Consider the following 11,581-nt stretch of genomic DNA (forward strand, 5'->3'; position numbering starts at 1 on the left):
CGACCCGACCGAGCCGCACGTCACCTTCCTCACCGAGAGACCGGCCGCCGCGCAGGCGGCCGGTCCGCGGACGCCCGCCGCAGAGACTGCCGAGTTCGTCCTGGTCGGCGACGACATCCACCCGCACGTGCCGGGCGGCCACGGGCGGAGCGAGCCGAACGACGCGTTCGTCGGGCGCCGACCGGGCATCGCCGTCACCACCCGCGACGGGAAGTCCGCCGACGCCCCGCACGTGAGGGTGCCCCGACGGGCGCGGGGTCAGCCCAGCAGGTTGACCGGGACGCTGTCGAAGCCCCGGTTGCCGAGGCCCGGGTGGCGCACCGCCGGGGCGGCGGGTTCCAGCTTCGGGAAGCGGGCCAGCAGCCGGCCGAACACCACCTCGGCCTGCAGGCGGGACAGGTGCGCGCCCAGGCAGTGGTGGATGCCGGCCGCGAAGGAGAGGTGGCCGTTCTCCTTGCGGGCGACGTCGAAGGCGTCCGGGTCGTCGAAACGCTCCGGGTCGTGGTTGGCGGCGCCGAGCATCATCATCACGCCCTGGCCGGGCTCGAGTTCGGTGCCGGCGAAGCTGTGCGGCTCCAGCACGGTGAACACGTCGAACTGGGACGGCGAGTCGTAGCGCAGCATCTCCTCGACCGCCGAGGGCAGCAGTCCGGGGTCCTCGGTGAGGCGCCGCCGCTGCTCGGGGAAGCGGACCAGCGCGTCCAGGCCGTTGCCGATCAGGTTGGCGGTGGGCGTGTTGCCCGCGCCGAACAGCAGCAGCGCGGTGGCGATCATCTCGGTCTCGTCGAGCGCGTCGGCCGAGGTGCTCGCGAGCCGGCTGAGCAGGTCGTCCTGCGGGCGCTGCCGCTTCTCGGCGATCAGGCCGCCGAGGTAGGAGGCGAGGTGTGCCTGGGCGGCGACGCCGCGGTTGATCTCGGCGGGGCCGGAGGCCGGTTCCATCAGCAGGCCCAGCTCGTGGATGACCGGCACCAGTTCGGCCCGGTCGGCCTCCGGGATGCCGAGCAGGTCGCCGATGGTGCTGACCGGCAGCGGCATCGCCAGTTCGGTCATCAGGTCGGCGCCGGGCCGCGCCGCCAGCCCGTCGAGCAGGCCGTCGACGCGCCGGGTGACGCCGTCGCGCAGCGCCTCGACGTGCCGGCCGGTGAAGGCGGAGCTGACGATCCGCCGCAGCCGGGTGTGGTCCGGCGGGTTGGTGAGGATCATGCTGCGCTGCATCAGCTCCATGACGCCGCGCAGGTCGTCCTTGGAGACGTCCTTGAGCTGGAGCTTCAGCCACTCGTCGCCCTTGCCGAGCGAGCGGTTGCGCAGCGCCGCGTTGCAGTCGGCGTGTCGGCTGAGCACCAGGGTGCCGTCGCCGGTGAGCAGCGCGGGCGCCGTGTCGCGGAGCCGGTGGTAGAGGGGGTAGGGGTCCTCCACCGGCTGCATCATGATCGTGTAGAAGAGCTGTTCGGCGTCGGCGTCGGCGCGGGCGACGACGGGCTCCGCGGGGGGCCTGGCGGGCATGGGTTCTCCCTTCACTGTCCGGAGGGTGGCGGATGGTCAGCCACCGGTGAGCCGTGCGCGCAGCTGGTGCTTGAGCACCTTCCCCATCACGCCGCGGGGCAGGGCGTCGACGAGCTGGAAGCGGGTCGGGATCTGGTGCGGCTCGAGCCGCTCGGCGAGCGCCGCCCGGACGGCGGGCAGGTCGTCGTCGTCGGTGAGCACCAGGACGGCGGCCAGTTCGACCCGGTCGGTGCCGGCCGCCGGCACGCCCAGCACGGCGGCCTGTTCGACGCCGGGGCACTCGTACAGCGCCGCCTCGGTGTGGATGGTGGAGACCAGCTTGCCGTCGACGGTGACGGCGTCGGCCGCCCGGTCGAACAGGTGGAGCTCGCCCTCGGCGTCCAGGTAGCCGAGGTCGCGGGTGCGGGTCCAGTCGTCGGTGAGCTGCTCGTCGCGCTCGGCGCCCTCCAGGAAGAGGCGCTTGGGCGCGCCGCAGCGCAGCCAGATCTCGCCGATCTCACCGGTGGCGACGGGGTTGCCGTCGGCGTCGGCGACGAGCAGTTCGGAGCCCTCGCCGGGGCGGCCGACGCAGAACGGCCGGGACACGTCGAAAGTGGCGGCGATCACCGCGGGCACCGCCTCGCGGGCCGCGTACACCGAGGTGACCTTGGCGTTGGGCATCATGCGCATCAGCGCGGAGGCGGTGGCCGGCGGAAGCGGGGCGGAGGCGGTGGCCAGTGTCTCGACGCAGGACAGGTCGTGGGTCTCGTGGATCCTCCCGGCGACCATCTGGATGCCGATCCACGGGGTGAACATCACCGAGACGATCTGGTACTGCTCGATGAGTTCGCCCATGCGGTCGACGTCGTCGACCGGGCAGAGCACCAGGGTCGCCGGGTTGGTCAGCGCGATGGCCATGGTGGTGGCGCTGGAGGTGGTGCCGAGCGGGATCGGGGCGAGCAGCGGCTTCGGCTTGCCGAGCTGCTTGAAGCCCTCGGGGCCCCGTCCGAAGGTCAGGTTGCCGTGCGGGGTGGCGATCGCCTTGGCCGTTCCGGTGGTGCCGGAGGTGTAGAGGATGTCGGCCAGGTCGTCGGGCCTCAGCTCGACCTTGACGGGGGTGGAGTCGCCGCTGTCGACCTCGTCGACGGTGGCGGCCCAGCCCTCGAAGCCCTCGGGCACCACGACGTCACGGCCGCGGACCAGGCCGGTGACCTGGCACTGGGCGATCCGGCGGTTGAACTCGGCGGCGGAGATGTCCCTGTGCATGTGCACCGCGGTGGCACCGGCGTTGACGATGCCGAGGTAGGCGATCGCGTAGTCGATCCAGTCGAGGCCGCCGAACAGCAGGGCGATCCGCTCGCCGCGGCCGGTGCCCCGGTCGAGCAGGCCGCGCGCGACGGCGTTGGCCCTCTTGTACCACTCGCCGTAGCTGAGTGTCCGTTCCCCGTTGATGTTCACGACGATCTGGTCGGGATGGATCTCGGCGCGCAGCCGGAGCAGGTCGGGAACGACCAGCGCGGGTGTGGCGACGGACATGTGCGTACCCCCAAGGCCCTGGGATTGTCGGCGGGCCGACGCTACCCAGCGGGCCCGGCCGCCCGACGTACAGGATTGAGCAGTCGGGGGAATCGGCGGATCCGGCGGTGCGGTGGTCCGGGGGAAGCCGGAACGGGCCCGCCGCGGTTGCGGCGGGCCCGTTCCGGCGGGGCGGGTCAGCCCTGGCTGATGCAGAACGGGTGGCCGGCCGGGTCCAGGAAGACGCGCCAGCGCTCGGCGCCGGGCTGGGTCTCCGCCTTGGACGCGCCGAGCTCCAGCACCCACTTCTCGGCGGCGTCCAGGTCCTCGGCGGAGAAGTCGAGGTGGAACTGCTGCGGGACGCTCTGGCCGGGCCACTGCGGAGCCTGGTAGTCGGCGACCTTCTGGAAGCCCATGGCCGGGCCGCCGTTGCCGTCGAGGCCCGCGAAGTCGTCGGACCTGTACGAGACCTTCAGACCGCTGAGCTCCGAGTAGAACTCGGCCAGCTCGGTGGGGTTGGGGCAGTCGAGGGTGACACCGTAGTACTTGGTAAGCACGGGCACGCCGAAACTCCTTCGGTGCGGGTACATGGATTCGGAGGTGGCCGGAAAGCAGCGCACGACATCCGTCGGCTCGGGGCGAGGACCGGCAAGCCGATGGTGACTGTATTTCAGAACTGCCGTGGCCGCACGCGAAAAGGCAATGTGCGAGGCCACGCATTCCCGAGCCGAAGGCTACTCGGTGCGGTGACTCGGGACTTGGAGTTCCGCACATTCGACTCGGCCGAGATGTTCGGGACTTGGCCCGCCGAAAACCACGCGCGCGTTCCCGGCATCCGACTCGGGCAAGGCGGACGGCGAGCGGTCCGGGGCCGTTCGAAACGCCCCTAGCCCTGGAGCAGGGCCAGCAGTTCGGGGGTGTACAGCTCGGAGACCGGGCGGACCCCGGCCACCGTGTCGAAGTACCGCTGGGTGAGGTCCTCGCTGGTGCTGACCGCCCGCAGCAGCGCCAGGCGCTTCTCGCGGGCGTCGGCCTGGGCGACCAGCAGAGTGCCCTGGTACGGGGGCGTCAACTGCTGGACCACTTCGGTGCCGTAGGCCTCCAGGGCGGCGGTCAGCCGGGCCTCGTCGTGCAGGCCCTCGGCGACCGCGTCGACCAGCAGCTCGGCCTGCAGGAAGGCGTCGCCGATGCCGCGCGCGGTGATCGAGTCCTTGTGGTGGGCGGCGTCGCCGACCAGCGCCCAGCCGGGGCCCGACATCTCCCGGAAGTAGTTGCGCTGGTCGCCGGTGCCGCGCAGCCGTTCGGTCTGCTCGGCCCGCTCCATCTGCGCGAACAGGGACGGGGCGTTGACCTTGACGCCCTCCCGGTAGGCGGCGAAGGCGTCGGTGCGGACCTCCTCGAAGCGGTCCTGCGGGAAGTACGCGGAGATCAGCACCGCGTCGTTGGTGGGGACGGCGGAGACCCAGCCGCTTTCGCCCTCGTACAGCTCGAAGTCGGTCTTCGGGCCGTCCCAGAAGGTGTAGTAGGCGCAGGTCAGCCGCGGGTGTTCGACGGTGGTGCGGGCGCCGGCCAGCTCGGCGACGGTGGAGCGCATGCCGTCCGCGCCGACCACCAGCCGGGCGCGTTCGACGGTGGGCCGGCCACCGGGGGTGGTGCAGCGCACGCCGACCACCCGGCCGTCCTCGACCAGCAGCTCGTTGACGCCGCAGCGGTCGCGGAACTCGACGCCGGCGGCCACCGCGCCCTCGGCCAGGATCTCGTCCAGCAAGTGGCGGCGGGGGGCGTAGGAGGCGTGCACCGTGCCGTCGGGTCCGGCGCAGCCGGCCAGGCGGACGTCGTCGATCTCGTAGACGGTCCGGTCCAGCGGTGGGCAGCCGGTGGCCTTGACGGCGTCCAGCAGGCCCCAGCGCTCCAGGCGGGACACGCCGGGCTGCTGGATGTACAGCGTGGAGAGGGTGTCGGTGCGCACCGCCGCCCGGTCGAGCAGCAGGACCCGGTAGCCCTGCCGGGCGAAGAGCATGGCCGTCGGCCCGCCCGCGCATCGCGCGCCCACCACGATCACGTCCCACTCCACGACGAGCCACCTCCCGCAGCGGTCCGGGCCCGCGCCGTCTGCGCTGCGCCCACTGCGGGCCCGACCGTACGCGGCCCGGGAGTTCGGGGCCGCCCACTTTTGAGCGTGCCCCGCGGCGACCGGCGGCTAGGGCATGTCTGACAATTCGCGTCGGATCAGCGCGCGGCGTCTGGTGCTGGGGGCACCTCCCACACCGTTCGGGCAGTGGGGGAGCATCGCAAGGCGGAGGATCGCCCGTGTACTGGATGTACTCGGACGGTCCGACAACGCGGCGGTGGGGGTCCCTCCCGCGCGAGCGAAGCCGAGCGTGGGGGAGCCGTGCCAGGCGTCGCGCGCCCGACGGGAATGGTCAGACACACCCTAGGGGCGGATCAGCGGCAGGATCAGGTCGTCGACCACGGAGACCACCAGTTCGTCGGGGACCGGCGAGGGGTCGCCCAGGAAGCGCTGGACCAGCATGGCCGGGCCGATGCCGATGATCAGCGGGCTGATCGAGCCCCGGCGGACCTCGCCGCGTTCGGCGGCCCGTTCCAGGATCCGCCGGAACACGTCCTGGCGGGGGGCGACCACCCGGTCGTTGACGATGCCCATGAACGGCCGGTCCCGGTCCATCTCGGCGAGCAGGCTCTGCACGGCGCGGCCGACCGGGGAGTTGAGCACCATGGCCTTCTCGCGCATGTGCTCGATCAGGTCCTCGCGGACGTCGGCCCCCTCGGGGAGTTCGTCGGGTGACGGCAGCCGGTCGTCGAGGGCGTCGACCACCAGCGCGGCCTTGTTGGACCAGCGCCGGTAGATCGCGGCCTTGCCGGTGTGCGCGGTGGCGGCGACCGATTCCATGGTCAGGCCCGCGTAGCCGACGTGGGCCAGCTGTTCGATCACGGCGTCGAAGATGGCCTGCTCAAGGGCCTTTCCCCGGCGCCGGATCGGCGTACCGGCGGCCGTGAGTGACCGGGCGTCAGCTGTCATGGCATCCCCCATCCGAGCGACAAGTGAACTGTTGCGTTCCCAATTTGTTGCACGGTAGGGTCTCACTATAGGAAACTGCGCAGTACCTTATCGAAGATCGAAAGTGCGATGCCCGAGCTGAACGCCTCCCTCCTGACGGCCTCGGCGCCACGGTGCGGCCGCCGCGGCGGCACGGCTCCCGCCGTGATCGGCGTCGCGCGTCTCATGGTGGTGCCCGCCGCGACCGTCGCGCGCGTCGCCCTGCCGCGGGTCCGGAGCGCCGCCGGGATCTCCAGCGGGAACCCGTCCCGGGTGGTCGACACCCGCCCGCATCGCGGGTGTGCCGATCCGCGTCCCCGCGACGCCGGCCGCGCCCGGGGCGGACCCCGAGGGGTCCGGCCCCGCGGGCCCGGCCGGGGGCGCCCCTCCGTCCCGGTGAGCGGAACCGGAGCGGGACCCGGGGTGTCCGGCCCGCTACCGGTCGGCGAGTTCCTGGCGCAGGATCCGCTTGAGCACCTTGCCGGTGATGCCGCGCGGCAGCGACTCCCGGACCTCGACCAGGACGGGCAGCTGGTGCGGTTCGAGCAGTCCGGCGAGGAAGGCGGGCAGTTCGCCGGCGGCGGCCGGGTCCTCCAGTACCACCACCGCGGCCGGGCCCGAGCCCGCGGCGACCACCGCGGCCTCGCGGACCGCCGGGTGCTCGTACAGCGCCGCCTCGACGGCCACCGAGGAGACCCGCGCCCCCGCGCCGTTGTCGAGCACGTCGCTGCCGCGGTCGAACAGGTGCAGCCGGCCCTCCTCGTCGAGGTGGCCGAGGTCGCCGGTGCGGATCCAGCCGTCGATCCGCACCTCGGCGTCACGCCGGGCGTCCAGGTAGCGGCGGCCGGGCGCGGCGGAGCGCAACTGGATCTCGCCGACCTCGCCGGGCGGGAGTTCGGCGCCCAGGGCGTCGGCGATCCGGACCTCGCTGCCGCGGGCGGCCCGGCCGAGGGTGTGGGGGCGGGCCGGGTCGAAGGTGTTGACGACGACCGCGGGGACGGCCTCGGACTGCGAGTAGGCGGTGTTCAGCTCGGCGGCGGGGAACAGCTTCAGCAGTCTGCGGCTGAGCGCGGGGGCGAGCGGGGCGGAGGCGATCGCCACCCGCTCGACACAGCTGAGGTCGTGGCGTTCGCCGAGCCGGGCGGCCAGCATCCGCATCGCGATCCACGGGGTGATCATCACCGAGCCGATCCGGTGCCGGCTGATCAGTTCGGCCATCCGCTCCACGTCGTCGACGGCGGCCAGCACCAGCGCGGACGGCGAGGTGACCGCGATGATGGCCACCGTGGTGGCGCTGGAGGTGGTGCCCAGCGGCATCGGGGCGAGCAGCGGGGTCGGGTTCTCGAACTGCAGCAGGCCCTCCGGGCCGCGCCCGAAGGTGAGGTTGCCGTGCGGGTTGGTGAAGGCCTTGGCGGGCCCGGTGGTGCCCGAGGTGTAGAGCACGTCGGCGATGTCCTCGGGGGCGAGCGGCACGTCGACCGGCGTCTCGTCGCCGCTGTCCAGTCGGGCGACCTCGGCACTCCAGCCGGTGAAGCTCGCGGGCGGGCTCAGCGTGCTGCCGTGGATCACCCCGGCGACCCGGCACTCCGCGAGCCGGCGTTCGATCTCCGGTTCGCCGAGCCGGTCGCCGAGGTGGACGGCGGTGGCGCCGACGCCGAGCACGGCGAGGTAGGCGACCGCGTAGTCGGTCCAGTCCATGCCGCCGTACAGCAGGCCGATCCGGCGGCCCTTGGTGACGCCGGCGGCGAGCAGGCCGTGGGCGGTGCGGTCGACCCGGCGCTGCCAGTCGCCGTAGTTCAGCGCGTCGGTTCCGTCGATGTTGAGGGCGATACGGTCCGGATACCGTTCGGCCCGCCGGCGCAGCAGATCGGTGACTCGGACCACGGTGCTCGCTCGTTCCACGTCGGCTCCTCGACCGCAGGGCTGGAAATCCCACGCTACGAAGCCGCTGTCCCCTTATCTGCTCAGAATTGCGCGACTGCCGGAGTGCCTTGCGGTATACCGTCGAGAGGTTGGTGAACCCGTACGCGTTTTTTCGGACCGACCGGAGAGAGCTGATCATGACTCGGATTGCCAATTCCGCGTGGGAGACATCCTCCTGGGAAGAATCCAACTATTTCGAGCCCGCGGACGGTCCGCCGCTTATCCGCGCCGATGTGAAGCGCGTCTTCCACGGTGATGTGGAGGGCACCGGAGAAGCGGTCCTGCTGTGCTGCCGGCCGGACGAGAAATCGGCCGGATACGTCTCCACCGAGCACATCGTCGCCACCCTGGCGGGACTCTCCGGCACCTTCGTGGTCCAGCACGGCGCGTCGATGGGCGCCGACGAGCCGCAGAGCATCGGCTTCGTGGTCCCGAACTCCGGCACCGGCGGCCTGACCGGCCTCAGCGGCACCTGCGCCTTCGGCCACGACGAGGAGGGCAAGGCGTACTTCCGCCTGGAGTACCGGCTGCCGTGAGACGACGCCGTCCCCGCACCGGCGACGGCCGGTGCGGGGACGTTCCGCGTTCAGCGCGCGATGATCTCCAGGGCCACCGCGGGGCGGCCGCCGAAGCGCTCGCCGACCAGCTCGGCGAAGGCCGTCATCGGCTCGCGGACGCTGGTGACGGGCGGGGTGAGACCGCCGAGGTAGGCGCGGTGCGCCTCCAGCGAGGCGATGCCCGTCTCCAGGTGGTCGGTGACGTCGACGGCGTGGGTGGGCTGCGGGGAGTTGGCCATCGCCACGTACGTGACACCGCCCCAGGGCTCCAGGCCGAGGTCCTCGAAGATCCACCGGTTGCCGGCGTCGCCGACGGCGTCCAGCAGGGCGTGCGCGGTGTGCCGGTGATCAGGGGTGTTCCACTTGCCGGTCGAGGTGGTCTCCCGGCCGTTGAAGCCGAGCACGAAATCGGGCCGGTGGCGGCGGATCGCGGCGGCGATGTCCCGGCGCAGGCCGAGCCCGTACGCGATCTCGCCGTCACGGTGGTCCAGGAACTCGACCTCGGAGACGCCGACGATCTTGGCGCTCGCCCGCTGCTCGGCCTCGCGGACCACCGCCGACTCGGCCGGGGCGAGGCCGTCGATGCCGGCCTCACCCCTCGTCACCAGCAGGTAGGAGACGCTCTTCCCGGCGGCCGTCCAGGCGGCGACGGCGCTGGAGGTGCCGAACTCGATGTCGTCCGGGTGGGCGACCACCGCGAGGGCGCGGTTCCAGTCGTCGGGCAGGCTCTGCAGGTCCTCGACGGTCATCGGGACACTCCTTCGGTCGGCAGCTGAGGGTTCGTCGATCGACGGTTCGTCGACGCGGACGGCCGGAGGCCGAGGTCCGCCCGGATCTCGTCCAGCAGGCCGGCCGCGTGATCCTTGAGGTAGAAGTGGTCGCCGTCGAACGCGCGGAACCGGAACGCTCCCGCGGTGACCTGCGCCCATGCCTTCAGTTCGGCCGTGTCGGCCTCCGGGTCGTCGCGCCCGGCGAACGCCGAGATCGGGCAGTCCAGCCGGGGCCCGGGCAGTGGCGTGTAGGTGTCGTTCAGCTCGAAGTCGGCACGCAGGGTCGGCAGGAACAGCCGTACCAGGTCGGGCTGTTCCAGCACGTCGGACGGGGTGCCGTTGAGCCGGGACACCTCGGCGAGGAAGGCCGCGTCGTCGAGCCGGGCGTAGGAGGCGCGGCGGGCGGGCAGGTGCGGGGCGCGGCGGGCCGAGACGAACAGCCGCACCGGGGCGGGCAGGCCGAGCGCCACGAACCGCCGGGCCAGCTCGTAGCAGACGGCGGCACCCATGCTGTGCCCGAACAGGGCGTAGGGGCGGTCGAGTCGGGGGGCGAGCAGTTCGGCCAGCGGGCCGATCGCCTGTTCCATCGTCACGTACGGCAGCTCGCGGATCCGGCTCTCCCGGCCGGGCAGCACCACCGGGCGGACCTCGACGCCGGGGGCGAGCGCGGCGCGCCAGGGGTGGAAGAACGCGCCGCCGCCGCCGGCGTGCGGCAGGCAGAACAGCCGGAGCTCCGCCTCGGTCCCGCTCACGTCATACCCCCTCGGTGGCGAAGACCACGGCGGAGTGGAAGCCGCCGAAGCCGAAGCTGTTGGACAGCGCGAATTCGGCGGCCAGCGGTACGGCGGCGGTGCCGGTGAACCGCAGCCGGGGCTCCACCGGGTCGGTGAGCCACGGGTTGGGGTGCGCGAAGCCGCCGCCCAGCTGGGCGAGCGTGGCGACCGCCTCGACCACCCCGGCCGCGCTCAGGCAGTGCCCGGTCAGGGCCTTGGTGGCGTTCACCAGCGCGGGGGCGTCCGGGCCGAGCACCCGCAGCAGGGCTGCGGCCTCGGTGCGGTCGCCGAGCGGCGAGGCGGTGCCGTGCGTGTTGACGTAGCCGAGCCGCCCGGGGGCGACTCCGGCCCGCTCCAGGGCGGTGCGCATCACCGCGGCCTCCACCTGCTCGCTCGGGTCGGCGAGGCTGGTACCGCTCAGCCGCAGCGCGTGCCCGGCCAGCCGGGCCAGCACCCGCGCGCCCCGGCGGCGGGCGCCCGCGGCGGTCTCCAGCACCACGGCGGCGCCGCCGACACCGTCGGTGAAGCCGCGGTGCGCCCGGTCGAACGGGCGGCAGGGCGGTTCACGGTCGGTGTCGGCGCCGGTGGCGGCGGGCGTCATCGCGCCCAGCGCGCGGTAGGCCTGGCGTTCCACCGGGGCGAGTTCGGTGGGCGCGCCGAGCACCAGGCAGGCGTCCGCCGCTCCCGCGTCGAGCAGCCGGGCGGCGGTGATCAGCGCGACGTTGCCGCTGGCGGACGCGCCGCCCACGGTGCAGCCCTCGCCCCGGATGCCGAGGACCTCGCTGACCACGCCGACCTGATCGGTGTCCTGCATGTGCAGCGCGTACCGGCCGGGGACGGCGGCGGGACGGTCCCGGTGGCGGTCGGCGGCGCGGTGCGCACCCGCGCCGTTGAGGTTGTTGCCGGCCACGACCAGGCCCAGCCGCTCGGGCGGCGGGGCGTCCTCGGCGAGCCCGGCGTGCGCCCAGGCCTCGGCGGCGGTCAGCACGGAGACCTGCACGCCGAGCGGCGACCTGGCCGCCGTCCGGGCCGCCTTGGCCGGCACCCATGCGCCGCGGGCCCGGCGCTCCGCCAGCAGGGCCGGGTAGTCGAGGGGCGGCAGCGGCGCGCCGGGCGAGTCGGCGTCCCGGTCGGCGGCGGGCAGCAGGGCGCTGCGGCCGGCCCGCAGCGCGTCGGTGAAGGCCGCCAGGCCCGCGCCGGCCGCGCAGTGCACGCCGAGGCCGGTGACCACGACGCCGCCGCCGGGGGTCACGCGGAGTGCCGGGCGAGCAGGGCGACCAGCGAGCGGATGTCCCGGGTCTGCTGGAACTCCATCACGGGCACGCTGATGCCCATGTCCTCCATGGTGAGGGTCACCACCTCGGCCCGGTCGACGCTGTTGCAGCCCAGCTCGGCGAGGCTGTCGTCGGGGGTGACGGTGGAGGTGTCCAGGTCGTACACCACGACGCCCAGATTCCGCCGGACCGCCTCGAAGATGTCGCTGTCGTCCATCTCGCTGTTCTC

At 73.2% G+C, this 11,581-nt stretch carries 11 protein-coding genes; 1 reads left to right on the forward strand and 10 read right to left on the reverse strand.

The window, feature by feature from the left end; all coding sequences use genetic code 11:
* Positions 1–258: 258 nt before the first annotated feature.
* From ACF09K_RS30090 to ACF09K_RS30115, 6 genes are all read right to left on the reverse strand, one after another.
* Positions 259–1,503: a cytochrome P450 gene (locus ACF09K_RS30090; protein ID WP_392248470.1), complete on the reverse strand. Its 1,245-nt coding sequence runs from the start codon at positions 1,501–1,503 to the stop codon at positions 259–261.
* Positions 1,504–1,539: 36 nt separating this feature from the next.
* A complete protein-coding gene (locus ACF09K_RS30095) occupies positions 1,540–3,018 on the reverse strand; it encodes a class I adenylate-forming enzyme family protein (protein WP_392248471.1) in 1,479 nt (492 codons plus the stop codon).
* Between the two features lie 176 nt (positions 3,019–3,194).
* Entirely contained in the window at positions 3,195–3,560 is a 366-nt protein-coding gene (locus tag ACF09K_RS30100; protein ID WP_392248472.1) for a VOC family protein, read from the reverse strand.
* A gap of 323 nt (positions 3,561–3,883) precedes the next feature.
* The gene (locus tag ACF09K_RS30105) at positions 3,884–5,071 is read right to left on the reverse strand and encodes an NAD(P)/FAD-dependent oxidoreductase (protein ID WP_392248473.1); all 1,188 of its coding nucleotides are present in this window, start codon (positions 5,069–5,071) and stop codon (positions 3,884–3,886) included.
* A 360-nt stretch (positions 5,072–5,431) separates the two neighbouring features.
* Entirely contained in the window at positions 5,432–6,037 is a 606-nt protein-coding gene (locus ACF09K_RS30110) for a TetR/AcrR family transcriptional regulator (protein WP_392248474.1), read from the reverse strand.
* Positions 6,038–6,490: 453 nt separating this feature from the next.
* On the reverse strand, positions 6,491–7,957 hold the full coding sequence (locus tag ACF09K_RS30115) for a class I adenylate-forming enzyme family protein (protein ID WP_392248475.1): 1,467 nt from the start codon (positions 7,955–7,957) through the stop codon (positions 6,491–6,493).
* 158 nt (positions 7,958–8,115) lie between these two features.
* Between ACF09K_RS30115 and ACF09K_RS30120 the strand changes: the two genes are divergently transcribed.
* Entirely contained in the window at positions 8,116–8,514 is a 399-nt protein-coding gene (locus ACF09K_RS30120; RefSeq protein WP_392248476.1) for a DUF3224 domain-containing protein, read from the forward strand.
* Between the two features lie 50 nt (positions 8,515–8,564).
* On the opposite strand, the gene ACF09K_RS30125 is transcribed toward ACF09K_RS30120, so the two are convergent.
* From ACF09K_RS30125 to ACF09K_RS30140, 4 genes are read right to left on the reverse strand one after another with little or no spacing between them, the layout of a single operon-like run.
* Positions 8,565–9,284, reverse strand: a complete 720-nt coding sequence (locus ACF09K_RS30125; protein WP_392248477.1) for a PIG-L deacetylase family protein — start codon at positions 9,282–9,284, stop codon at positions 8,565–8,567.
* Positions 9,281–10,057 carry a thioesterase II family protein gene (locus ACF09K_RS30130; RefSeq protein ID WP_392248478.1) on the reverse strand — a complete coding sequence of 259 codons (777 nt, stop codon included), beginning with the start codon at positions 10,055–10,057 and terminating at the stop codon, positions 9,281–9,283. The genes ACF09K_RS30125 and ACF09K_RS30130 overlap by 4 nt, the downstream gene beginning before the upstream one ends.
* A gap of 1 nt (position 10,058) precedes the next feature.
* Entirely contained in the window at positions 10,059–11,330 is a 1,272-nt protein-coding gene (locus ACF09K_RS30135; RefSeq protein WP_392248479.1) for a beta-ketoacyl synthase N-terminal-like domain-containing protein, read from the reverse strand.
* The gene (locus ACF09K_RS30140; RefSeq protein ID WP_392248480.1) at positions 11,327–11,569 is read right to left on the reverse strand and encodes a phosphopantetheine-binding protein; all 243 of its coding nucleotides are present in this window, start codon (positions 11,567–11,569) and stop codon (positions 11,327–11,329) included. Before ACF09K_RS30140 ends, ACF09K_RS30135 begins: the two co-directional genes overlap by 4 nt.
* Positions 11,570–11,581 lie beyond the last annotated feature (12 nt).

Origin of the sequence: Streptomyces sp. NPDC014882 (genome assembly GCF_043081325.1) — a bacterium.
Classification (GTDB): domain Bacteria; phylum Actinomycetota; class Actinomycetes; order Streptomycetales; family Streptomycetaceae; genus Streptomyces.